A 24,423-nucleotide genomic window follows, 5' to 3' on the forward strand; every position below is an offset into this window, starting at 1 on the left:
TGTCATAAGATTAAGAGAGCGCTTTTTTTATCACAAACCATGGGACAAACTCTTTCCGATCATAAAGAAACATCAACCCCACCTTATTCCTTTAATGATAAGGACATCCCCCTCTGTCCTTTGATGATCATAGCTTGGCTATCGCATGCTTTTTTTTATAATAAAGGCTTAGCTATCGCATACATTTTTGATTATAGAGGCATGCCTATCGCATGCCGGCTGGCATCAATTCCACATCAAATCCCGTGACATGAGTCCAATTCATTCCCTCAGGAATACGCAATTTAAAGCGATAAAATCGTGCCCTTGCGCGACAATGAATTTGTCCAGTATTATGAGAAGGCTGTTTTTCTGGCAACCAAACGGTTTCCTCTTCAAGAGATTGTCGAAAGCGCATTCCCACAGACAAATAAAACTTTCCACTATTGACTTGAGGCATAATATTTTTCACCCGTGTTATCATGCCATTTGTCTGCCCCATTTCTTGTGAAGTGACCACACAAGCCATAGGAGCCCCAGAAAACGACCCCAGTCTTCCCTGTTGATCAAATGCTCCCAGAATAGGTGATTCATTTTTCCAAGCTTTACTATCGAGAGAAAAGGACAAATCATCAATATTCTTAGCCACAAAATCAAGACCTTCTAGCGTTGTTCCGGTCAAGAAAATGGGGAGGATCATTTTGATATCCACGAGAGCTTTTGTCCATTTTTGCAATCCCCAATCATAAATGAGCAAGATCCGTTTATGAAGGTTTTCATCGCTATCGACCATCCAATAAACACGATTATACACGCCATCGATCGCCGCAGACATGGTATACAGATTACTCTGTCTTGATTTTGCAGTCATAGTTCGATCAACTTTTTCAAAGCCAATGGGGATAATCTGTCCGTCATTTGCTATTTGATAAAAACCGCCCTCATCGGCAAAGAAAGCCAAGTCACCGCGACAAACAATCGATTCAGCATTTTTTGCGCCTCTTTTATCGTGGATTTTTTGGAAACTAAAAATAATCTTAGAGCCTGGAATAAAAGAGCCGGCATAGATTGCAGAACGCATAAAGATAATGGGATTTGTTGTCTCTGTTGCCCCTTGCACGAAACCGCCATCAGGAAAATCTTGATAATCGCAGCTTTTTTTCCCTACAGTCCAAAATTCTGCATCATTCAATCCTGACCAATGAACCCGTCTTGGATGCTCGGTTAATTTCATCAAACAAACGAAATCTCCCCAGACGCGAACGATCCCCGCTTGTGGTGGATTTCCCCCTAAATTTCTAAATGTTTTATCATGAATAATATCGATCACTTGTGGTTTATCATTAGCATTTACCGCAATAATAAAATCACCAAACAAAGCAAAAGACCACGGCGCATCGATATTCGCCATATAAGCCTTTCCTTTTTGGCTAATATCTTTCCACTTCATTGTTGTATTATCAAGCAAGAAGATTTTTTCTCTTGTCCCGACAAGAATTGAAACGCCATTTTTTGTTTTTACCGCAAGAGCGCCTAAAATGGGCTCTGGACATGGCTCTGACAAAGGTTCAAAATTTGGCATAGGGATATAAGAGCCATCCGCCGGGAGCACATTGACAAGTTCATCGGTAAAAATTCCATTGATATCCGCCACATCGGGTCGATAATCAGCGATTGGGAAAAAAGCCATCAAGCCCCCCTAAAATGTTTCAAGCACCCAGTGCCAAAACACCAAGGCTTGCTCATTGAAACCAAAAAAAGCCCCTAGAATGAAACTCTAAGGACATAAAATTGCATAAAGATATAACGATAAGTTGCTAAACCATCGAGAAAAATGATCCCACCCATCATAGCAAACCCACTGCCGCTACCTGCGGGTCCAGCAAAATCACCCGCCAGCACTTTCCAATACCAGGCGCCAATACCACCCCCCCCCCAATACCAACCACCCCAATACCAACCACCCCAATACCAACCACCAATGCCAGCACTTCTTCAGTATTGAGAAAAAGCCTTCATAAAATCTTTGAAGAACCCAGTGCCAAGAGATCAGTCCCCTTCAAAAAACCAAGGTTGATGGGGTTAAAACCACAAAGAAACAACCTACAGTTGATTTTACTTTCAAAATATCCACGTCCACAAGCCCCCCCAACAGCGGCTTAACCTCAACCCCCAAAGCCAATCCAGACTCCAACACGGATTAAAGCTCCATTAAAGCCCCAAAGCGACTCTTAAACATAAGCATTGCTCTAGGTCTCAAGAGCACCCTTAAGCATAAAAATTGAAAAGATGTTTTTTTAAAAAGTCATTGGCTGAATCTTTGAGAAATCTTTTCTGCGTGATGTTTCAATGCGTAAAGCTTGAAGCTGTTCTTGAAAATCTCTAAAAGAAACGGCAGCATATTCAGGATCTTTAAGAATATTTTTATAAAGTTCATATTTTGCTCGGGCTTTAATGAGATCAAAAGCATAAATCAACCAAGGATTATTGTCCTCTTTAAGCTGTTCATCGGCTAAATGGAGAGGCGTATAAGAAAGCTGTACGGTTTCGACATTTTCTGGCGTTGGAAAGAGTGCTATTTTTTGATCACGGATGGTATAAAAGAATGGTGTTCCCAACTCAGGATGCATCCCATATTGTTGATGGAGTGCTTCCAAGGGCTTAAAGAATAACTTTGTTGGTGTTGCATTCTTTGTTGCTAAAAAGACGTCAGCCAAGCTTTTTTCTGATTCAATAAAAACCCCTTCTTCTCGTCCATACCATGTTTTCCCACTTTGTGTGTTAAACGTGCTTTTTTTCCTTTCATTAAAGAAAAAGAGTTCGCGTTCACACAAACGCAAAGCTGTAACAATTGAATCTTGAATTTGCTGTGAATATTCCGCTGTTGTATCGTCAATTTCATCTTGAATAAGCGCGACCATAGAAGCAAAAGTTTGCAAGCGATCTGAATGTTTAAGATCGCCCGTGTTAGGATCATCGGGTAGAGTGGTCATAAGCCTGTCCTTTTTTTGGAAGTATTTTAAATTTTTCCCCCAACAGAATCCTCTTGTTGGGGGGAAAGAAGGAAGCATTTGCTTTAAGCAGGTGCTCCATAAGTTGGAATGACGATTGTTCCAAAATCTTGAGCCCCTTGCGTACTTCCTGGCAAGGTAAAGCAGGTTTTTTTCATCCCCATAATGGTTTTTGCTGCGACTCCGAATTCTCTTTCATAGTCGAAGAGTTCTTCCACCAATTTATAGCGTGTTGCGCCTCGATCTTTTCCAAAAGCGATTACAGCACTTTGTGCTCCAAGAAGCACCGCACGACGCACATTAGGGACAGCTTTGTTTGCTGTTCCCGACTCAACCCCTTCGGTAATATGTTCAGCTTCGCGTAAAACGACACCATTATACATGCCCAAAGATCCATCATAGAGCGGATTTTTGATCCGGCTTCCACTATAGATTGCCTTGGTAATGTCGAGCCATTGCCCGGCATCGGTATTGGTTCGCAATTGCGTCACTTGGGTTGGATGAAGATAAAGCACATAGACATTTTCCCCATCAATCCGTACGGGACGAATTTTAGGATTAGCTAATTTAGCGCGTTCAACCGCTTTATCGATCAGTTTAAGATTAAACACATCGTTTTCTTTTAAATCTTCATCTTTTGTTTTATCATTCGGACGCACCACGCGTTTATCGGTTGGTGCCGTTGGGGCATTAAAGCCATAATGAACGGGTTTGAGTGTAATAGATCGTCCTTCAAAGTTAATGGATTTTGCGGTATATCCGCACACTTGAATGAAGAACATCATACTCAGACGATCCGCATACCAATCGACCAAACCATTTTTTGCTTCCGTGCGCAAATCGTGGAGAATGCGTTGCTGATCAATGGTGCCTTCATTTTTGACCCGCACCGCATGAACGAGTTCATTAATCGCCAAGCGATCATTGAGAAACTGTAGAGCTTCTTCATTGCCTTCCAACGTTTGCCCTTCACTGACCCCATCACCGTGCAACTGCACACGCAAATTAAAGCTAATGGCATCGCCACTTGCTTTTGTGGTTTCATCCTTTAACTGTACGATACTGTTTGAATCATTTCCAATTAACGGTGCAATCGGGATTGCTTTTGAGACTTCTTGATTTAAGAGTTTAGACCATGTGCGCACTGCCATTGGGTCATTGAGTCCGATATAAGTTACAGTCATTTTGTCCTCTAAAAGTTTATTGACATAAAAAACCCGGCAAAACGCCGGGCGCTCAAAACACCACATTTCATTTCAAATGGTGGCTTAAGTTGTTCTTGTGTGTTTTGTTTCTGTTAGCCTCTCGCCTCCCCCTAATAGAGCACTCCTCACGCCGTCTGTACTTTGAGAACGCCCCCCCGCAAGCCTCAAGCCCACGCGTATCCCCTCGCATTTCATGCGCGAAAAAGCCTCTCACGTATTCAGAAAAAAAATAGCCCCCGCATTCCCAGCGTCATACCCCCACGCACGTGTCCAGCTAAAAAACAACCCCCCGCATTTCACGCACCAGAAACCCTCTCATGGATCCCACAAAAGAACATCCCCCACAATATCCCTGCTGCACCAGAAGTTTCCTCACATTTTCGCGTAAACACTATTCTTGTGATTAAAATTCTCTTCCCCCCATTAAACGATTAAAAGCAGCTTTATTTTTAGGATCAGCAACCCAAGTGCTAAATTCTGCTTCTGACATTTTATCCAGCATATCCAAAGAAATCGGCTCACTGGGTGTCAAACCGTTATAAGCAGCAAGAGTCCGTGCAGAATTGTGTCTTTCCTGCAAATTTTCCCCCATGGTACTCTGAACATTAGTATAGCCAAATTTTTGTGCAATTGTGTAAATCACTTCAGCCGGATTTTGATTTTTTTGCGCACAATCGCGCAAGATCTGCTTCAATTCATCACCAATCCTTGCATCAATATTTTGGGGATCGGCCATCTCAGGATAGAGCGGCGCAAAAGCTGCCAACTGTTTCGCGCGCGTTTCATAAATAAAATCGGCAGCTTGATCAAAATCATGGTGCTTTTGTTTAACACTTGCCACAGACTGCTGATAAAACGCCTGCAGCTGTTCTGCTTCACGAGCCAAGGAAGGTTGTTGTTTTTCCTGTAACAGCCCTTGTTTTTGCAGTGTTTTTCCCAACCATTGCATATAACCCATAAAGTCCTTTTGCGGATCTGGTGGTGTATTTTCTTCCCCCTGCATCTCTTTTCCGCCTTCTTGAGAAGATAGCTGTTGTTGAAATCTTTGTCCTTGAAAATTTTCTTCCAAAGTTTTTTCTTCTCTTCCACTTTCACCCTCTTCTCCCTCTTGTGTTGAGGCAAGAAAATCCTGTTTCAAATGGTTTTGTTCTGCCGGCGTTAAGTGTTCTTGATCCATGACATTAGCCTTTTCTTTTTTAAAAACAATACAATGAAATTTTTCCAATAAAACAGCCTGCGAGCCACGCTTCCTGCTAACCTTGATCCCCAGGCTCTCTAACCACTTGGGCTCCAGCCCATCGAGACACCCTGCCCCTCAACCCAAGACGGCCAGATACCTCCCACCCTGCCCGCCCACCATGAACAACGAGGCTCTATCGAACATTTTCCCCAACATGCCCTATCCACAAAACAACGCTTCTCAAGATAAAGAGAAGCGCCATTGCGCGGTATCAGCAGCACTAAAGATGGAAATTTATAGACACCCTTCACTTGATCACTGCACTTGATCAAATGCATCCAACATTGCGCATTATAAAGCGCCATTATAAAGCGTTCTATTGTTGCGCATTTGCTCTTTGCAACATCTGCATGATCTGCTCTGCTCCGACATTACGCCCCATTTGCGCAGAAACATTTTGCTCTTCTTGAAGAGCATTTTGCGCCTTTATGGCAATTTTATGAATCAGTGAGGCTGGTAAAGGCGAATAGCGTAAGAGATCGAGCATAATCTCTGGTGTTGCAAAATTTTGCATCAAAGGCAGCAATTGCATGATGAGAGCAAAAGTCCGCTCTTTTTCATTAAGACTTGTTGGCGCATCATCCACAACAATATCATATTCCAAACTGGTCACCATTTCGCGTGTTAAGGGAACATATTGAGCATTTTCATCCCCGGCAATACGCACCAACCGCCCATCGGAGAGATAATTTTGAATAAGATAGAGAATAATTTTTCCCTGTCGTTGCCGATATCGACGCAAAGCATCAAAAAAGGAAGCCAAAAGATTAAGGGAGGATTGGCGTCGTTGTTGTTCCAGAATACCAGGCTGATTAACCGCTCTTGTTCCAATAAATTCAGAAGACAAGCCCGTCACCTGTTCGAGAGCGCTCTTTGCTTCATTAAACAATTGGAAAAATCCTTGGGGAAATTGCGCCACCGGTTTAGGCTGGATTCTGCCCCCAGAGACAGCCCCACTTTTCAACCAAGTAATACTATCGGCTCTAGCCCAGCTCTCGAGAGCTTGTCGATCATCATCAAAAGCATCGCGTTCAGCCATAATGCCGCCTTTTGATTGGCTATTGAGCAAATGCATCACTTGACTAAAATATTTATTTGCCCAGCGTTGCGGATCTTTTGTAGGGCGCACAAGTCCGTAAAAGTGCCGGCTTAATTTATCAAAAGTACCGGTAATACATTCCCATCCCAATTGACCTGCTGGAACCAAAGGCTTATCAGGAGTTTCGAGCAACTTTCTGCCCAAAAATGCCCGTTTGACAATTTTTCTGGTCAACCTTGTTGCTTGAAGATCTGGAAATTCTTTCCTTAAACTTTGAAAATCCTGCTCCAAATAGTCGATAAACTTTCCACTTTGCGGCTCGAGTACTTTATAGACCACCTCGCGTTCAAACCAGCGACATTCAACCAATGTCACCATTTTAGGCTGTTGAGAACCGCCAGCCTCTATCCCCTCTTCCAGATAGGCTTCTTCTCCCTGATAGCTTTTCGTTATCCCATTGCTGGTTGGGTGTAAAAACCCCTGATGTTTCACCCAATCGGCATGAAGATCGCTCCAATGCACATGAGGGAACATTTCTTGCGCCACAGCCAGAGGTTTTTCATCAATATACCATAAGCGTTGTGCATCAATAAGATTAGGCTTAACAGCACTCGCATCCCAGACCATTTTCATAGGATCGAGCCGCGAAATGACGGGTTTTCCTTGTGGATCTTCTTCATAATCAAGGCGTGTATCTGTCCACCCCATACCGCAAATGATGGCATCTTGAAAAGCATCGGAATCTTCATATTCCCCATCAGCTTCATCGCGAAACCATTCAGCCGCCCCTGTCAAGATCTGGTTTGCAAAGGCTGCGCCTTCTTGTCGTGGAATAAATTGCACTTGTCGTTTATTATTGCGCTCTGCCCCAATAACAGCATTAATCAGCGGGGCAATACGGTTAAAAGTCATCACCGGTCTATTTTGTTCGTTCAAGACAGCCAAGTCTTGTTCATTCCATTGCCGCCCATTATAAAAATCGTAGTCTTCTTGGGCATTTTTTCGCCATTTTTCGACATGAGCAATATCATCTTGATACCATCCGACAAGTTTTTTAAAAAGCGCTTGCTGTTCGAGTGTTTCGATTTGATCGAAAGATGAAAAAGAAGAATCTGTAGACATATTCATTAAAAAGCCATCCATGAAGTTTGAGAATGGAGAGAAGAGCGATAAGTTTTTTTTCGTGGTCTCGCATGGGGCTGTTCATAAGCCACACACATGAGTCCAAAGGCATCAGCGCCATGGCTTGCCCAATCATGTTCAGCGCCAAGACCAATATTGCGTTGTTCATCACGCTTTTCATGATACCAAGCGAGCGCTTTTCTCCCCGTAGCTGTTGTGTCACGATTAAACCATAGAGCAGGAAACAAACGCCTGACGGCTTCGATACGCATTTTCACCGCGCCTGTTCCCTGATTAGGAATGATTTTGGTTTGAAAACCAGCTTGTTGGAGGGCGCTTTCAAAACTGACATTATAGACACGATCTTTTGTTGCGCCATCATGGGGCAAGACCATCAACGCCTTTTCATATCCCCTTTGAAAAACCCACCCCACATGTTCAGAGAGCGGTTGACCTTGAGCTTCATAATAATCGAGTACTCTGATTTCGCGTCCTACAAATTGCGCGACCCACAAAGCGGTTGCATCGGCTTTGGCTCCTGTTCCCCCGATATCCCAAAAGATTTTCACCTGCATCAAAGGATCCCGTGGAACGGTAGTAATCCGCCCTTCCATTTCGGCTTCCAAAAGACACCTTTGATAATAAGCCCCTTGCACAGCTTGGAGATATTCACCTTCCCAAATATGGTTATATTGCTCTGGTCTTTGCTGCAAATCGCTCAATCGATCTCGATTAAGCTTTTCGGGAAATTGCGGATTATCGCGCCAATTAATTTCCGCGCCTTTGATATTGGGATTATCGACATTTCGAAAACGTTTTTCCACGGGAGCATTTTCATGATATGGGTTCCAAGTGACCCATAATTCTGCATTCCAATCGTCTCCCTCTTCGCGCAAAGTTGGGATAAGGGTTTGCCAAGCGGTCTCAGTGACCGGCTCCGCCTCATCGACCCAGCAAAGGAACACCCGCCCCATAGACTTAATACTCGCGATATTTCGATCAAGCCCCGCAAACACATAGACGATGCGTCCATCTTTTGATTTAATATATTTATCGCCGATTTCATAATAATCTTGCAGAAAAGGGTAAGCTTCAATTGCGCGTTTAATTTCTTCCAAAGAGCTCTCATTGAGAGAATTTTGAAACTGTCTGGCACAAAGGATAATCCCGCGTTCTCCTGCCATTCCATGGCGATATCCCACCACCGCTGTCATCAGAGCAAAAGAGCGTGTTTTTCCAGAGCCTCGTCCGCCCCAAGCGGCTCGGACATCCGCTTTTCCGGTAAAGACAGGAATAAGCTTTGGAATAAGAGCCACTTGAGCGGTTTTCTGCCCTATTTTTTGAGAAATTTTCTGAACCGTTGTCATGATAAATTTTTATACTTTAGCAACAATTGAGCTCCACATTTTTGATGATTTCAATTTGATGATTCCAGAACCATTGAAGGAAAAACGCTTATCTCAAAAGCGCTCTGTTCATCCTGATACGTGATACATCACGCTTTTGGCATTTTTTGCATGCGCCCTCTGCACCCCAAACGCCCTCTCTCGAAGCGCGAAAAGCCCCGCCCTGAAACACCGCACCCCTGTCCCCCACAAAAGCACGGTATTTCCCCCGAATTTCACCGATCCTTCACAAAAGCCCCTAAAAGCTCAACACCATGCCACACCCCCATCCCCAAGCCTTAACACGTGATCAATCTCCTTCAAAGATCCTCGACCAAAGCATGACCAGCCGCCCAGCATAAGATCGAACGTGTCACACTCCTTCAACCATCAAAACAGTATTATCTCACATTTCGCCAATCCCCCTGCACCAAAGCCTCTGTGCCCCACGACACCTTTATGGCATCATTCACCACCCCCCCTCCAGCACACACCCTTGACGCCTCACCCCTCTCCACCGAACACCTTCCAGTATCACAAGCGCCCACCAGCTCGATAACCTCTAAACGCCCTTGACCCATCGTCCCTCAAAACAGCGCACCCTTCCAAGACGACTTATTCTCTCACCCGCCTCATATTTTCCGATATCACACGTTTGAATTTCCTTAAGATCACGCTTCAAGATCACGCTTTTCCGATTGGGTCTCTTTTGACTTCACGGGAACAATCTCAATCCGCGAAATTGTTTTGACATTTCCTTCTCCTGTCACCTGCAGAGGCAAAACTTTTGCCAGCAACGAAAAAAAAGGCACAGGATTATTCAGGGCATGATATTGCAGATAAGACACCAGTCCTTCTTCTCCATACTGAGATCCAGCCTGTTCAGCGGCTGTAAGTAAGGCTTCATTAAACCGCTTTGTTATTTTATTCAAAGTCCCTTTTTTGCGTTCTCTTCGACGTAAGGGAAGACAATTTTTCTCAGCCATCATCATGTTCCTTTCAATCAAGAAAAACCCATTCCATACCATAAAAGAATGCCATGAAAATCAGCAACGAACCTTCAAAAGCACTCCACAATGAAAAAAGGAAAACCACCCCCAACAAGGCAAAAGCCCCAATCCAAAAGCCCCCATAATGCCGAAACCTTCATCCCCAAATCTCTGATCCCATTCCATGCCCTCATAAAAGGGCAACACGCCCCCAAACCCACACAACGTGTAAATTCTCCAGTTCCTTGAACTTCCTCTTCCTTTTTTACAGATACACGTTTTTACGCTTTTGCATTTTTACAGAAAAAAGCCTCCAAACTATCACCCCACACCACTTTAGTCAACACTGGTCTGTTAACAATGCAGCTTCTGGTGCTAGCGGATTCCCCTACTGATTATTTCATAGGGTTATCACTGTCTCTCAAAGAAGAGTGTTCCCCAGCCTGCAAATCCTGCCCTAAAATATCCACCCCCACTTTCACAGGCAGCCCCTTACATTTACATGCCCCACGATCACCACACCCCAAAAAGCAGTGTTTTATGGCTTGCTAGGATAAACTTGCGAAAGCAAAAATTTTCACCGTGTGAAAATCCTTTTCTCAAAAAATCTGAAATTGTTGCCGATAATAAGATTGTGAAAACATCCATTACACAACAAAAATTTATCAACTCTGATACAAATAGAACAGAAGTCATACCTACAATTCATGTGACAGAAAAAAAACAAATGAAGAAAATTTTATAGAAATCTTTGCTGATGGAATTCAAACAGATCTCGAAGACTTTACAAAAATATGACTTGTATCATTTATCGTATTTATATATTATGAGACATCTTAATTTAAGCGCGTGAGGGGAAAATAATGTCAAAACTACAAGTGGGCAAAAGTGCATTGTTTCTTTTGCTTTTGTGGCTTCGTGGTCCTGTAATAGTTATACTAAGCACTCTATCAGTTATATCTTTTGTAACATTCGTTGGACTTCCTATTGCAATACATTTTTCATCAGTAAGTCGGTCAATATCATCATTGATATACCCCATGTTTTTGTTGTTTATTGTAAGTTTTGGCTCTTTCCTTCTCATTTTTTGTTATGAAACATTGATACGCTTTTTAAGGTAAACTGTTTACACATACCCCATTAACAATGCTCATAAAAAAACAAAAGCTCACGATAATTCAATCTGTACACCAATACAATAAACCATCTCATACCTTAGGATGATGATATTGCCATATATAAATTTAAAGAGGGATAAAAATGAAAAAAACCATTTTATTATGCATCGTTATGTTAGCTGTAGGATTTAGTATTACCGGTTGTGGTAAAACTGAAGAGGAAAAGCGTAAGGACCAACAAGAAGAACAAGCGAAAAAGTTTTTTGAGACAAAATCACCAGATACAGATCGTGGACATGCATATTAAATTACATAGCTTACGACAATAAAGTATGAATTTTGACCTCCACCCCTCACCTTAAAGGACGAAGACTCCATCCAGTGCCATTCTTGTGCACAGTCCAGCTTCTTCTAGAGAAGAAGTTGTCTGTTGACTTCAGGTCACGCTCCTCAAAGAGCAGTGTTTGACGGTATGATGGGATAAATAAAACACTCCGCGAACGGAAGTTTCACAATCTCTTGTTGAAATATCCTCTATAGAGATATACCATGTCAAGAAATCGCTATTAATGGAGAATTTATGAGTACGATCCCCTCTTATCCTGTTACCCCGAACCTACAGTTGGTATACGTATCAAACATAGAGCATTCTACCGCTTTTTACAAATTCATCTTCAAAAAAGAGCCTATTTTCATCTCGCCACGCTATGTTGCATTTGCTTCTTCGGGTGATGCCCTCTTTGCTCTCTGGTCTGGGGGCGATACGCCGGAGGAAAATGTGCCTCGTTTTTCAGAAATTGGCATTATGTTGCCTCACGGAGAGGACGTCGATAAACTCTATGCAGAATGGCAAGAACAAACCACCGTTGAGATAAATGTCTTGAAAGAACCCTATACGGACGTATTTGGACGGACCTTCCTCATCAAAGATCCCGACGGTCATCTTATTCGTGTTTGTCCACTGGATTAAAAAACCTTAAGACCCGATCTTTAATCGCCTGAATTTTGACTGCCACTCCTCTCACCTTAAAGGACGAAGACTTCATCCAGCGCCATTTTTTTGAACAGTCTAGCTTCTTCTAAAGAAGAAGCTGCTTGTTCACTTCGAGATCTTCACCCCTCAAAGCAGAGTGTTTTATCAAACTTGTCCATCCAGCCCTAAAATATTTTTTCTCTCGTCATCCCTCTTCATCTAAGCCCTCTGCTCCATTTACAGACTCCTTGCCCCCAAACCTCTCATCCCATTCCACGCCATAACAAAAAGCCCAAATAACACATCAATTCTCCGCTTTCTTTTACAGATCCACGTTTTTACGCGTTACCATCTTTACAGAAAAATCCTTCAAACCAACACCCCACACTACTTTAGTCAACACTGATCTATTAACAATCGGGCTTCTTATGTCGCAAAATATCCCCTACGAACTTCAGATCATCACCCTTCAAACGGATAGAACTTCATAAAGCACGCCTTATCCTGAATATTCCTGCTCTCTTCACCACACCTCAGAACACCACTCTTTTATGAGTGTGCAGCATAGCCAATGTTTTAATTTTTCTTGCTAATCTTTTGAAATTACTTTATCACTTAAAAGATATTTTGATCGTCCACGCAACGGTCAATAAGGGAACTAAAAGCCCTAAACCCTAGCGTAAAAATGAGCCCACTGTGTGGGTATCCCGGAATTCCGGGAGTTTTTGCTATGTCCAGGTGCCAAAAGCACTAAAAGCAAAAAAGCTGACTAGGGTTCAGTACTTTTAGACTCCCGGAATACTCATGCGAGGGCGCTCGCAACCGGAGGGGGCTTGAAGTGCAAACCAAAAATTCATATTTTAATGATATTTCTATTGGCAAAAGAATTCGTCACAGAAGAATTTCAATGAGGCTTTCTCAAAAGGAATTAGGAAGCCATTTAGGTGTCAGTTTCCAACAAATCCAAAAATACGAAAAAGGTTTCAATCGTGTAAGCGCAGGGCGGTTACAGGAAATTGCCAACCTACTGAAGGTCCCCATTACCTTTTTTTATGCGGATATTTCAAAAGAAGACATTCCAGAAAATCATTCCCACTACGACCAAGAAACCTATAGCGAAAAGGAACAGGCCCTTGTAAAAAATTTTAGAGAGCTCCACCCTAAAAAACAAAAAGCAATTTGGTGGTTAATTTCCGATTAGATAAAACGCCCACAAAACCTCAATCCTTTGCTTCATTTTTACAGATCCACGTTTTTACGCGTTACCATCTTTACAGAAAAAGCCTCCAAACCAACACCCCATACTACTTTAGTCAACACTGGTCTATTAACAATCGAGCTTCTTATGGAGCAAATATCCCCTACGGACTTCAGATCATCACCCTTCAAACGAATAATCCTTCATAAAGCACACCTTATCCCGAATATTTCTGCTCTCTTCACCACACCTCAAAACAACACTCCTTTACGAGTGTGCAGCATAGCCAATGTTTTAATTTTTCTTGCTAATCTCCTGAAATTACTTTATCACTCAAAAGGTGCTTTGATCGTCCACGCAGCGATCAATAGGGAGTTGAAGCCTGAAAAGCCTAATACATGAATTTGTCCCGCTTTGCGGGTATCCCGGAATTCCGGGAGCTTTTGCTATGTCCAAGTGTGTCTTACGCACTAAAAGCAAAAGGCTGATTAGGCTCAGTACTTTCAACCTCCCGGAATACTCATGCGAGGGCGCTCGCAACCGGAGGGGAACTTGAAGTGCAAACCAAAAATTCACATTTTAATGATATTTCTATTGGCAAAAGAATTCGTCACAGAAGAATTTCAATGAGGCTTTCTCAAAAGGAATTAGGAAGCCACTTAGGAGTGAGTTTTCAACAAATCCAAAAATACGAAAAAGGTTTCAATCGTGTAAGCGCAGGGCGGTTACAGGAAATTGCCAACCTACTGAAGGTCCCCATTACCTTTTTTTATGCGGATATTTCAAAAGAAGACATTCCAGAAAATCATTCCCACTACGACCAAGAAACCTATAGCGAAAAGGAACACGCTCTTGTAAAAAATTTTAGAGAGCTCCACCCTAAAAAGCAGAAGGCAATTTGGTGGTTAATTTCCGATTAGATAAAACGCCCACAAACATTATTCGTCGCTCTCCCCCTGCACCTAAAGCTTTTGATATCGGATATCACCCGCCTCCAATAATGTACAGCAGCCTCCCAATGGAGAAGGACATCCCTCCACTTCAAACAACACCCCTCTTGCAATACCGCCCCTTGTTCAGCCCCCTTGACAGCATCGGATTCAACAGCAACAAGCAATAAAGCAACAAAATCTTGGAAAAAGACCTTGAGCATCCACACCCCATTCTCTTCTCACCCACGTCTTCCCAATAGCTTTTATGGAGGGGCTCTTATCTGCTCTGGTTTAAAGATACAATTCCGATTGTGTCATTATGATACCTTTTTACATTAACCTTGTCAAGTTTTATATTGTTCTTTTAATATTTTGTGTCATTCTTTCTCATAATCATCTCTCTCATGCAACCAGAATGCCCAAAACATAAAGCACAAAATAAACCATCATGATGTTGCTCATTCACGCGTTTTTGAAAAAATTTGAAAAAACATGCCTTACTGCTTTCGCCATTTCACGACAGTGCACTGCAAAATAACGCTCCATACCTTGTGATCATAAAAACCAACCTTTCCCCCTTCACTCTCTCCTCCCTCTCTTATAGCAACCACGCCCCCTTCATCCCATTCTCTCCCATTTCGACACTCTCTCCTCCCTCTCTCTGCTTCCTCTTCTCTCCCATCAACGCATCCATACGCCCCCCCTCTTCATCACAACGTGTTCCTCCATTGACAAACGCTTCCTCTTCGCCTTCCAATCCTCTCCACCCCATAACAAAAGCTTCACCCGCCCCAAAGCACACACAACGCATAAATCCACCCACGTCCTTGAACGTCCGCTTCACTTTCACAGATACACATTTTTACGCTTTTACAGCTTTACAGAAAGCAGCCAAATGAAACGTTCACCCAGCCCGCACACTGCTCTGTCAAGAATCCAACAATTTATAGCAGATTTCTCTGACCCCCCACTCAAGCAGAGCTGCACACCATAAGCGCCCCTAAAAACAACGGCGCTTTATGGCATAAGAGGATTATTGCCCCTCCTCTTCGCCCTCCAAATCCTCTCTCCCCTCTCCACCCCATAACAAAAGCTTCACCCGCCCCAAAGCACACACAACGCATAAATCCACCCACGTCCTTGAACGTTCACTTCACTTTCACAGATACACATTTTTACGCTTTTACAGAAATAAGCCAAATGAAACGTTCACCCAGCCCGCACACTGCTCTGTCAAGAATCCAACAATTTATAGCAGATTTCTCTGCCCCCCCACTCAAGCAGAGCTGCACACCGTAAGCGCCCCTAAAAACAACGGCGCTTTATGGCATAAGAGGATTATTGCCCCCTTCTATCCCATGGAATTTCCCCCCACTTATGCTTCAGGCGAAAAATCCAAGCGATCTCCTTGTTTTGTAACTGTCACCGCCGTCTCATCGTGAATTTCTCCAAACAAGATTTTTTCTGCGAGCGGATCTTGAATTTCCTTTTGGATAATCCGTTTAAGGGGGCGTGCCCCATAAAGGGGGTCATAACCTTTATCGGCAAGGAACTGTCGGACTTCTGGTTTGATATGCAAGGTTATGTTGCGTTCATTGAGCAAATTTTGCAAATGTTGTATCTGAATATCAACAATCGCCTCCATATCTTTGCGTTGCAACCGCTGAAAGAGAATAATCTCATCGATACGGTTTAAAAACTCCGGACGGAAAGCGGCTTTGACAACATTCATCACATCGTCTTTTGCTTGATCAACCGTTTGCCCTTCCGGCAAAGCGGTTAAAAATTCAGCACCAAGATTGGAAGTCATAATCAACAAAGTATTACGAAAATCGACTGTTCTTCCTTGACTATCGGTCAAGCGCCCTTCATCCAACACTTGCAGCAGCAGATTAAAGATATCCGGATGCGCCTTTTCAATTTCATCAAAGAGAATAACTTGATAAGGTCTTCTTCGCACGGACTCCGTCAGTACGCCCCCTTCTTCATATCCGACATATCCGGGCGGCGCCCCAATGAGCCGCGCCCCAGCATGCTTTTCCATATATTCCGACATATCAATACGCAACATAGCATTGGGATCTTGAAAAAGAAACGCCGCCAAAGCTTTGGTGAGTTCTGTTTTTCCCACACCGGTAGGTCCCAAGAACATAAAGGAGCCGAGGGGACGATTAGGATCTTGCAACCCAGCCCGTGCCCTCCGGACAGCTCGCGCCACCGCTTGCACCGCTTCACCCTGTCCCACGACACGGGTAGCAATTTCATCTTCCATGCGCAAGAGCGCTTCGCGTTCTGCTTCCAACATCCGATCAACAGGAATACCGGTCCAGCGAGAAATGATCCGTGCGACATGTTCAGCGGTCACCGTTTCTTCAACGAGATGATTTTGTTGGTCATCATTTTCGGCTAAGGTCAATTGTTTTTCGAGTTCCGGAATAACACTATAAGCCAATTCCCCAGCGCGTTGGAATTGTCCATCCCGCTGTGCAATTGCCAAAGCATTGCGCGCTTCTTCGAGTTGTTTTTTCAAATCAGCCGCATGCCCTAATTTTTGTTTTTCAGCCTGCCAAGCCGTTGTCATCTCGGCGGACTGTTGTTCCAATATTTTGAGTTCTTCCTGCACATTTTTCAAACGTTCTTTTGCTGTAGGTTCAACATCTGTTTTCAAAGCCTCCCGTTCGATTTTCAACTGTAAAATGCGCCGATCGAGAGCATCTAATTCTTCGGGCTTTGAATCAACCTGCATACGCAAGCGTGCAGCGGCTTCATCGATCAGATCAATAGCTTTATCGGGCAAGAAACGATCAGTAATATAACGAGAAGAAAGTCGTGCAGCGGCAATCAAAGCACTATCTGCTAAACGCACTTTGTGGTGCTGTTCATATTTTTCTTTAATCCCACGCAAAATAGAAATCGTATCTTCCAAAGAGGGCTCAGGTACGAAGACCGGTTGAAAGCGGCGGGCAAGAGCTGCGTCTTTTTCGACATATTTTCGATATTCATCCAAAGTTGTAGCGCCCACACAATGGAGTTCTCCACGGGCAAGAGCCGGCTTTAACAAGTTGGAAGCATCCATCGGACCATCAGATTTTCCAGCCCCCACAAGGTTATGCAATTCATCAATAAAGAGAATAATTTGCCCATTTTCGGCTTGCACTTCCGCCAGAACGGCTTTAAGGCGTTCTTCAAATTCCCCGCGGTATTTTGCACCGGCAATAAGCGCACCCATATCCAACGCATAGAGTTGTTTATCGCGCAAAGTTTCTGGAACATCGCCATTGATAATGCGCAGCGCCAACCCTTCAACAATAGCGGTTTTTCCGACCCCTGGCTCTCCGATCAGCACAGGATTATTTTTCGTCCGCCGTGAGAGCACCTGAATGGTGCGTCGAATTTCTTCTTCTCGCCCAATGACAGGGTCGAGTTTTCCTTCGCGTGCATCTTTTGTGAGATCACGTGCATATTTTTGCAAGGCATCATATTGACCTTCGGCATGGGGGCTTGTGGCTGTTTTTCCTTTGCGCAGATCATTAATTGCCTGATTAAGCGCCTGCGGGGTCAAGCCCGCCTTTGTGAGAATATCGGCTGTTTTTGCAGATTTTTCCATCAACAGCGCTTGCAACATGCGCTCGACAGTAACAAATTGATCACCGGCTTTTTGTGCGAGCTCCTCTGCGGCTGCGAAGACTTTTGCCACCGGCTGCGAGAGATAGAGTTGTCCATTTCCCCCTTGCACTTTTGGCAAAACTTCGAGTGCTTCTTTAAGTGCCTTTTGAATAAGCTTCAGATCTCCCCCTGCTTTTTGGATCAGCGATGCAGCCAATCCTTGTGGATCATCTAACAACACTTTCAAGAAATGCTCTGGCATAAACTGCTGATGATCAGAAGCCAGCGCGTTATTTTGTGCTGATTGTAAAAAGCCCTGCACGCGTTCGCTATATTTTTCCAAGTGCATTTTTTTCCTTTCTTGAGGCAACTCTTTAGGCATTCTTTTTTAGTCATCGCCCCAGCCCTTTTGTTTTCTCAAAACACTAAACCAAAAGCTCTCCCCCGCATGTCATAAAGACCGCCCCACCACACGAACACCAGAAACGTTGAAGCATGAAGAACTGTCGTGTTAAAATGAATATGGGTTATGATCTAAACGAGTGCAAGAGCAAAACATGAAAGAAAAAATAAAGACAAGAAACGCGTGCAAAAAAGCATCATAAAACCAGAAGATAAAAGGTTTTGCAAAACAGCGCCCCCAAAAAAATGACCTCATTCCTTGCGACCAATGACACATCCCCATCCCCTAAAAACATTCAGGAGAGCGCCCTCAAGAAAAACATGAAAGCCCCCCTAGAAAAATTGACTTTACCCCGCCATGCGCGCGCCTCTTCCTCCAACACACATCCAACATAAATCTTCCTCCCCCCTTCTATCAACGCCCCAACATCCTTAGCGCACCTTTTCCCTCTCAAGCTTATCTCCCTACTGACAGCCTCTCTCCTCCAGTCACGCCCCTTCCATCCCACTCTCTCCTTCCTCTCTCTGTTTCCTCTTCTCTCCGCTCAACGCACCAATACGCGCGTCCCTTCTCCATCTCAACTCACCCTCCATTAATAAGATCTTCAGCTCCAAATCCTCTCTCCCCATTCCACACTATGGCAAAAAACCACTCCCCACCCCAAAGCTTGCACAAAGCATAAAACCCTCCACGTCCTTGAACCTCCCCTTTCTTTTTCACAGATCCACATTTTTACGCTTTCCCATTTTCACTCAAAAGCAGCCAAAGAACTTCAAAACCACCCCACTCCCCCTTCAAAAAGCAAATTCCCCCCAAAGGACAAAATGCTCCCCCACTCTATAAACAACAATCCCAATAAACAACAATCCAACCTCTTGCCCCACGCCTCCACAGATCAAACGCCCTTCTCCATCTCAACTCACCCTCCATTAATAAGATCTTCAGCTCCAAATCCTCTCTCCCCATTCCACACTATGGCAAAAAACCACTCCCCACCCCAAAGCTTGCACAAAGCATAAAACCCTCCACGTCCTTGAACCTCCCCTTTCTTTTTCACAGATCCACATTTTTACGCTTTCCCATTTTCACTCAAAAGCAGCCAACCAAAGGCTCACGCTCCTGCGCTCCTCAGTACACAGCCACTTTGTAAACAACACAACAGTTTAGCAACGCTCCTATCTTGAGATCACCGCCCTTGGGGAGCGGTGCGACAAAAGGCGCGACAAGCAAGCTCCACAATCCACACACACAAAAAAAGCGCCTTAAATGTATAAAGCGATAGAGCTGATATCACCACAATTCAAAGATCAGTGTTTTACGCCATGATAGGATCATGAACGCACTGTCTTTTTTAAAAAAAGAAACGGCATGGAGATCTCAAATCGCTCAATGATCATTCTCGACTGTCATGTGAAGGGGGTGTTAACGTTTTACTTTTTTTAATTTTTATAACACCAGTCATTCCAGTGGCAATAATAAAGGCAGACATCGCTAAAAAAGAGCCCATTAATCCGACGAGTGCAAAAAGTCCAGCAATAAGGCCAGACACGGCTTCCGCAGAGTTTGCTAGGGTTGAAAAGGTTCCAAAACTCTTTCCAAAATCTTCACGATGAGAATATAATTGAAGCGCTGAGACTAAACTAATATCCACAAATGCACCCGTAAAGCCTAAAACAAAGGCGAATACGAGAAGGAGTTTTAAAGAAAGGATTGAAATTAAAGGCATAACAAATAAAACGCCCCCATAAAGAAGCCAAAAGATCATAAGCTTTAATGATGTAACATTGACGATCATTTTATGATAGAACAAACTGCCGACAATCGTTCCCACAGCCATGAGAGAAAAAAGTGAACTCACAAAGCTTTCCTCTGCCCCTATAGAGAGAACAAAAGCTGGAATTAAAAATCTTAAAATTGCCCCCGTAAAGAGAATAGCAAACGCCGATCCAATGAGCGTAATCAATAAGTTATTATTTTCAGTAGAAATAGTTTTAAGATAAGAAGCTGTTTCCCGATAAATTTTTATAAAATTGAATGATTGAGTCTCACTTGAATTTAAACTCATGAGATTCAATAACAGGATAATAGAGATAAAGTAGGTAAAAAAATCAAAAATGAGGACGGTGGATTTATTGGCTAAAAACAGCAGGAGGGAACAAACTAAAGGACCAATGACGGCGGCAATTTCATTGATAATTTGTGCAAGACTATTTGCCTTTGTCAGATCCTTGATTGCAAACATTCTAGGAATAGCAGCTTGAAAGCTTGGTTGAAAAATACTTCTTCCGATTGTTGTACCTATTGCTGCCAAAATAAGCACAATAATATGGTCAGTCCCTGTTATAGTGGTTATGAACACGAAGAATGCAGCGAATAATCTCACCACTTCACTGCAGATCATATTTTTCTTCAAAGAAAAATTATCTGCGAACCAACCGCCTATAGGTCCAAAAAAGAGAAAAGGGATAAATCGAAAAAAATATACAAGACCGATCAAAAAGGCATTATCTGTGACTTCTAAAACAAGTAAAACGAAAACGACTTCATAAGCATAATCACCAACTTTAGAAATAAACAGAGAAGAAAAAAGAGCGAAGGGACTCTTTTTTAAAAATAACTTCATATCACCCACCCGATATTCAACTTTTTTACAGTTAAAATTCCCCGCCCTTTCATACAATTGATGATATGAACTTCAAAGGAACGCCCAATTCGTTGTTAAAATATCCCCGCTAAGTATTCCATACCCTAATATCGACCTCAAAGAACATTTTTTCACAAAAAAGAGGATAATTCTTGAACTCCAAAAAATATTTTACCTTTTCAATATCTTCATTTTTCTTGCCAATCTTTTGAAATTGCCTTATGAATGAATACTGTAATTTTGGTCGCTTACGCAACGATCAATAGGGATTTGAAACCCCCGAAAACTTGACACATAAATTTATCCCGCTTTGCGGGTATCCCGGGATTCCGGGAGATTTTGCACTGTCCAGGTGCTTACCAGCACTAAAAGCAAAAAGCTGACTCGGATTCAGTACTTTTAGCCTCCCGGAATACCAATGCGAGGGCGCTCGCAACTGGAGGGGGCTTAAAGTGCAGACCAAAAACCCACAGTTTCAAACCAAAAACCCACATTTTATTGATATTTCAATCGGCAAAAGGATTCGTCAAAGACGCATTGCCATGGGGCTTACTCAAAAGGCATTAGGAAGCTTTTTAGGGGTGAGTTTCCAACAAATTCAAAAATATGAAAAAGGTTTAAACCGTGTAAGCGCAAGCTGTTTACTAGAAATCACCAATATACTGCAAGTTCCAATAAGCTTTTTTTATGCGGATCTTTTAACAAAGGATATTGTTACAAAAGAAAATCTCTCAAACCCTGATCAATACATCTATAGCGAAAAAGAATTTTCCCTTTTAAAAAACTTTAGAGAGCTTCCCCGCAAAAAACAGCAGGCGATTTGGTATCTAATCTCTGATTAGACCAAAGCGCACAGCAACATTCTTCGCGCATCTCCCTCCCCCAGCTTAAAATTCCCCATCCCCCAAAAAGAGCAGTGTTTTAGGGCATGATAGGATAAATTTATCATAGAAGAGAAAAATGCGCTAAGCTTAAAAAGTAAGCCCCATTATTCCTATAACAATGACACCATCACGATCTTAACTGACAAGGTTAAGAAAGGAGTCTTGTTGAGAGCCCATTTTTCGTTAGCAGGTCTATTGCTAATTTATCAAATGAAACAAAGGTTTCACCACCTAGCCAATGTCCCTCATAAGATATAATTCCATCAGCAAAATCTCCACCAGCCTCAAGCATAGCAAGCCCTGCTTCAACAGCTGGTCGATTCATGACGACATTACGCGTTGCAAGAAGATCACGAACCATCAAAGCAATCTCTTCTTTTGATAATTTTGCCCCGCGGCGGAGTATCCAAATCAGTTCGCAAAGACAAGGCAGAGAAATAGCGATGAGAGAAGCTTCTCTTAAGATCTTACTTGCTATTTCACCTTGCTTTTTATCATCTTGTAAAACAGCGCGGGCTAGAACATTTGTATCGACAGAAATCTTCACTTTTTCCCCGCCCAACCAGAGGCAGCAATTTCGTTCATTTCTTCCACAGTCAGTGTTTTTTTAACTTTTCCAGCAAATCGTCCGATAAAGCTATCAATTGTGCTTGTAGGCTGTGCTGCTTTTATACGAAGTTCACCACCTGGTAACTTATCAAAGTTGATGCGCTCCCCTGGTTTAACACCAAGGTGCTGGAGTAAATCCCGCTTCAGCGTCACTTGTCCTTTTGCTGTAACAGTTAGTGAAGGCATAGAAAAATCCTCTTAATATAGATATCGTTATTGAGTATATATAAAAAATAATGAAAAATTCAATTACTTTTTAAAAATTGCCAAAGCGCTATAGGGCAGATCCTGAACATGAGGAATTGTAAGATATATTCGTTTTCATACCGGCAATACCTGATTATCCCCGAAAAATAGGAGACCTTGAACTCCTCACAGCGTTAAACAACGGTGCTTTATAGCATAGAAGAATGTGTAGAATTGAAGATAATCATGTTTCATCTATCCACTGACACAAATGCGATCAATAGGAAAAGCTTTTAAAGCAGAAAAACACGCACCATTGAAAAAAAATGATGAGGCCGTAGGTTTTACGCATCCTCCACCTTTTGCTAAAAACAGCAAAGGAACGCCCAATTCGTTGTCAAAATATCCCCGCTAAGTATTCCATACCCTAATATCGACCTCAAAGAACATTTTTTCACAAAAAAGAGGATAATTCTTGAGCTTCAAAAAATATTTTCACCTTCCCAATATCTTCATTTTTCTTGCCAATCTTTTGAAATTGCCTTATGAATGAATACTGTAATTTTGGTCGCTTACGCAACGATCAATAGGGATTTGAAAACCCCAAAACTTGACACATAAATTTATCCCGCTTTGCGGGTATCCCGGGTTTCCGGGAGTTTTTGCTATGTCCAGGTGCTTACCAGCACTAAAAGCAAAAGGCTGGCTGAGCTCAGTGCTTTCAAACTCCCGGAATACCAATGCGAGGGCGCTCGCAACTGGAGGGGGCTTAAAGTGCAGACCAAAAACCCACATTTTATTGATATTTCAATCGGCAAAAGAATTCGTCAAAGACGCATTGCCATGGGGCTTACTCAAAAGGCTTTAGGAAGCTTTTTAGGGATGAGTTTCCAACAAATTCAAAAATATGAAAAAGGTTTAAACCGTGTAAGCGCAAGCTGTTTACTAGAAATCACCAATATACTGCAAGTTCCAATAAGCTTTTTTTATGCGGATCTTTTAACAAAGGATATTGTTACAAAAGAAAATCTCTCAAACCCTGATCAATACATCTATAGCGAAAAAGAATTTTCCCTTTTAAAAAACTTTAGAGAGCTTCCCCGCAAAAAACAACAGGCGATTTGGTGTCTAATCTCTGATTAGACCAAAGCGCCCAGCAACATTCTTCGCGCATATCCCTCCCCCCCAGCTTAAGATTTCCCCATGCTTAATATCACCAAATCCCAAATGATGATATTTTACAACATTGTAGGATATAACCAGACCTCAAACGACGCTGTTTTACGGTCTCATAGAGGAACATCCCTCCTAAGAATAACCAACATCAAAGTCTAGAGAAGACCTTTCACTATTCTCAGCAGAATTTTATCTGATTGGACAGGCCTATAGTTTCACTTCTTAAGGCGATTTTTCTGCCAACATTTCTTTATTATCTCCTTCTTTTAGACAAACCGTCAAAGGGATTTCATCTCTTATAAGTACGGATATAATAACGTGTTACTCCAGCCTCATCATAATAGACAGTAGACAGGATACCTATATTTGTTGGCATTATTTGATAAGTCAAAACGACACCATTTTGCTGTTTATTTGGTTGATCTGTATAGATCACGCGATATCCATTGCGCTGCAACAGATCGATAAATAAAGGTGCAAAATTGTCTTCTCTTTTACTTTTTTTCACAATAAGTGTTGTTTGAGCTGGCAATAAAGATTGTTTAAGATTGTGAACAAAATCATGAGCAATTAATTTTATATCAGAGTTGGTAATATTTCGATCAACATAATTTGCATGATTCATAGATGCGCAACCAGCCACCAACACAAGTGGTAACGGTAATAAATATCTTGACACCTTAACCCCCTCTCAATTGTATTTTCTCTTGAGAAGCTCCTACAC

Annotated in this window: 25 protein-coding genes and 1 pseudogene; 7 read left to right on the forward strand and 19 right to left on the reverse strand. The window is 42.6% G+C overall.

What is annotated here, in order from left to right; genetic code table 11:
* Positions 1-205: 205 nt before the first annotated feature.
* The 10 genes from NNJ73_RS01240 to NNJ73_RS01280 form a co-directional block, all read right to left on the reverse strand.
* Positions 206-1,669: a hypothetical protein gene (locus NNJ73_RS01240; protein ID WP_254492347.1), complete on the reverse strand. Its 1,464-nt coding sequence runs from the start codon at positions 1,667-1,669 to the stop codon at positions 206-208.
* A 157-nt stretch (positions 1,670-1,826) separates the two neighbouring features.
* Positions 1,827-1,958: a hypothetical protein gene (locus NNJ73_RS10015; protein WP_256477953.1), complete on the reverse strand. Its 132-nt coding sequence runs from the start codon at positions 1,956-1,958 to the stop codon at positions 1,827-1,829.
* Between the two features lie 318 nt (positions 1,959-2,276).
* Positions 2,277-2,972: a hypothetical protein gene (locus tag NNJ73_RS01245; protein ID WP_254492348.1), complete on the reverse strand. Its 696-nt coding sequence runs from the start codon at positions 2,970-2,972 to the stop codon at positions 2,277-2,279.
* 83 nt (positions 2,973-3,055) lie between these two features.
* Positions 3,056-4,174, reverse strand: coding sequence for a N4-gp56 family major capsid protein (locus NNJ73_RS01250; protein ID WP_254474763.1), 1,119 nt, complete (start codon positions 4,172-4,174; stop codon positions 3,056-3,058).
* 424 nt (positions 4,175-4,598) lie between these two features.
* Positions 4,599-5,372, reverse strand: coding sequence for a hypothetical protein (locus tag NNJ73_RS01255; protein WP_254492349.1), 774 nt, complete (start codon positions 5,370-5,372; stop codon positions 4,599-4,601).
* A 98-nt stretch (positions 5,373-5,470) separates the two neighbouring features.
* A complete protein-coding gene (locus NNJ73_RS01260) occupies positions 5,471-5,740 on the reverse strand; it encodes a hypothetical protein (RefSeq protein ID WP_254492350.1) in 270 nt (89 codons plus the stop codon).
* 11 nt (positions 5,741-5,751) lie between these two features.
* Complete coding sequence (locus NNJ73_RS01265) at positions 5,752-7,617, reverse strand: portal protein (protein ID WP_371923229.1); 1,866 nt, start codon at positions 7,615-7,617, stop codon at positions 5,752-5,754.
* Positions 7,602-8,963: a PBSX family phage terminase large subunit gene (locus NNJ73_RS01270; RefSeq protein WP_254492352.1), complete on the reverse strand. Its 1,362-nt coding sequence runs from the start codon at positions 8,961-8,963 to the stop codon at positions 7,602-7,604. Before NNJ73_RS01270 ends, NNJ73_RS01265 begins: the two co-directional genes overlap by 16 nt.
* A gap of 419 nt (positions 8,964-9,382) precedes the next feature.
* Positions 9,383-9,562, reverse strand: a complete 180-nt coding sequence (locus NNJ73_RS01275) for a hypothetical protein (protein WP_254492353.1) — start codon at positions 9,560-9,562, stop codon at positions 9,383-9,385.
* Between the two features lie 90 nt (positions 9,563-9,652).
* Entirely contained in the window at positions 9,653-9,967 is a 315-nt protein-coding gene (locus NNJ73_RS01280) for a hypothetical protein (RefSeq protein WP_254474774.1), read from the reverse strand.
* A 505-nt stretch (positions 9,968-10,472) separates the two neighbouring features.
* Here NNJ73_RS01280 and NNJ73_RS01285 point away from each other — a divergent pair.
* The 5 genes from NNJ73_RS01285 to NNJ73_RS01305 all read left to right on the forward strand — a co-directional run bounded on the left by NNJ73_RS01285 (position 10,473) and on the right by NNJ73_RS01305 (position 14,179).
* Positions 10,473-10,715, forward strand: a complete 243-nt coding sequence (locus NNJ73_RS01285) for a hypothetical protein (RefSeq protein WP_254492354.1) — start codon at positions 10,473-10,475, stop codon at positions 10,713-10,715.
* A gap of 515 nt (positions 10,716-11,230) precedes the next feature.
* Positions 11,231-11,395, forward strand: a complete 165-nt coding sequence (locus NNJ73_RS01290) for a hypothetical protein (protein WP_254492355.1) — start codon at positions 11,231-11,233, stop codon at positions 11,393-11,395.
* A gap of 273 nt (positions 11,396-11,668) precedes the next feature.
* Complete coding sequence (locus NNJ73_RS01295) at positions 11,669-12,058, forward strand: VOC family protein (RefSeq protein WP_254492356.1); 390 nt, start codon at positions 11,669-11,671, stop codon at positions 12,056-12,058.
* Positions 12,059-12,899: 841 nt separating this feature from the next.
* Positions 12,900-13,262, forward strand: a complete 363-nt coding sequence (locus tag NNJ73_RS01300; protein WP_254492357.1) for a helix-turn-helix domain-containing protein — start codon at positions 12,900-12,902, stop codon at positions 13,260-13,262.
* Between the two features lie 554 nt (positions 13,263-13,816).
* Positions 13,817-14,179 carry a helix-turn-helix domain-containing protein gene (locus NNJ73_RS01305; RefSeq protein ID WP_254492358.1) on the forward strand — a complete coding sequence of 121 codons (363 nt, stop codon included), beginning with the start codon at positions 13,817-13,819 and terminating at the stop codon, positions 14,177-14,179.
* On the opposite strand, the gene NNJ73_RS01310 is transcribed toward NNJ73_RS01305, so the two are convergent.
* The 6 genes and pseudogenes from NNJ73_RS01310 to NNJ73_RS01335 all read right to left on the reverse strand — a co-directional run bounded on the left by NNJ73_RS01310 (position 14,176) and on the right by NNJ73_RS01335 (position 20,823).
* Positions 14,176-14,412 (reverse strand): hypothetical protein, encoded by a 237-nt coding sequence (locus NNJ73_RS01310; protein ID WP_254492359.1) that lies wholly within the window; start codon positions 14,410-14,412, stop codon positions 14,176-14,178. The genes NNJ73_RS01305 and NNJ73_RS01310 overlap by 4 nt on opposite strands.
* 377 nt (positions 14,413-14,789) lie before the next feature.
* Positions 14,790-15,002, reverse strand: a complete 213-nt coding sequence (locus NNJ73_RS01315; RefSeq protein WP_254492360.1) for a hypothetical protein — start codon at positions 15,000-15,002, stop codon at positions 14,790-14,792.
* 564 nt (positions 15,003-15,566) lie between these two features.
* On the reverse strand, positions 15,567-18,146 hold the full coding sequence (clpB, locus tag NNJ73_RS01320) for an ATP-dependent chaperone ClpB (protein WP_254474782.1): 2,580 nt from the start codon (positions 18,144-18,146) through the stop codon (positions 15,567-15,569).
* A 636-nt stretch (positions 18,147-18,782) separates the two neighbouring features.
* Positions 18,783-18,920: a hypothetical protein gene (locus tag NNJ73_RS01325; RefSeq protein WP_254492361.1), complete on the reverse strand. Its 138-nt coding sequence runs from the start codon at positions 18,918-18,920 to the stop codon at positions 18,783-18,785.
* 199 nt (positions 18,921-19,119) lie between these two features.
* Positions 19,120-19,257, reverse strand: coding sequence for a hypothetical protein (locus tag NNJ73_RS01330; protein ID WP_254492361.1), 138 nt, complete (start codon positions 19,255-19,257; stop codon positions 19,120-19,122).
* Positions 19,258-19,586: 329 nt separating this feature from the next.
* A pseudogene (locus NNJ73_RS01335) lies at positions 19,587-20,823 on the reverse strand (MFS transporter).
* Between the two features lie 473 nt (positions 20,824-21,296).
* Here NNJ73_RS01335 and NNJ73_RS01340 point away from each other — a divergent pair.
* A complete protein-coding gene (locus NNJ73_RS01340) occupies positions 21,297-21,686 on the forward strand; it encodes a helix-turn-helix domain-containing protein (protein WP_254492363.1) in 390 nt (129 codons plus the stop codon).
* Positions 21,687-21,876: 190 nt separating this feature from the next.
* Here the strand turns inward: NNJ73_RS01340 and NNJ73_RS01345 are convergent, their stop codons facing one another.
* Positions 21,877-22,275, reverse strand: a complete 399-nt coding sequence (locus NNJ73_RS01345) for a type II toxin-antitoxin system VapC family toxin (protein WP_254492364.1) — start codon at positions 22,273-22,275, stop codon at positions 21,877-21,879.
* Positions 22,272-22,523 (reverse strand): DNA-binding protein, encoded by a 252-nt coding sequence (locus tag NNJ73_RS01350; RefSeq protein ID WP_005774741.1) that lies wholly within the window; start codon positions 22,521-22,523, stop codon positions 22,272-22,274. The genes NNJ73_RS01345 and NNJ73_RS01350 overlap by 4 nt, the downstream gene beginning before the upstream one ends.
* Positions 22,524-23,297: 774 nt before the next feature.
* Here NNJ73_RS01350 and NNJ73_RS01355 point away from each other — a divergent pair.
* On the forward strand, positions 23,298-23,666 hold the full coding sequence (locus NNJ73_RS01355) for a helix-turn-helix domain-containing protein (RefSeq protein WP_254492365.1): 369 nt from the start codon (positions 23,298-23,300) through the stop codon (positions 23,664-23,666).
* 322 nt (positions 23,667-23,988) lie between these two features.
* Here NNJ73_RS01355 and NNJ73_RS01360 read toward each other — a convergent pair whose 3' ends face one another.
* A complete protein-coding gene (locus tag NNJ73_RS01360; protein ID WP_254492366.1) occupies positions 23,989-24,378 on the reverse strand; it encodes a hypothetical protein in 390 nt (129 codons plus the stop codon).
* Positions 24,379-24,423 lie beyond the last annotated feature (45 nt).

Source organism: Bartonella sp. B1099 (assembly GCF_944801835.1).
Lineage (GTDB): Bacteria > Pseudomonadota > Alphaproteobacteria > Rhizobiales > Rhizobiaceae > Bartonella.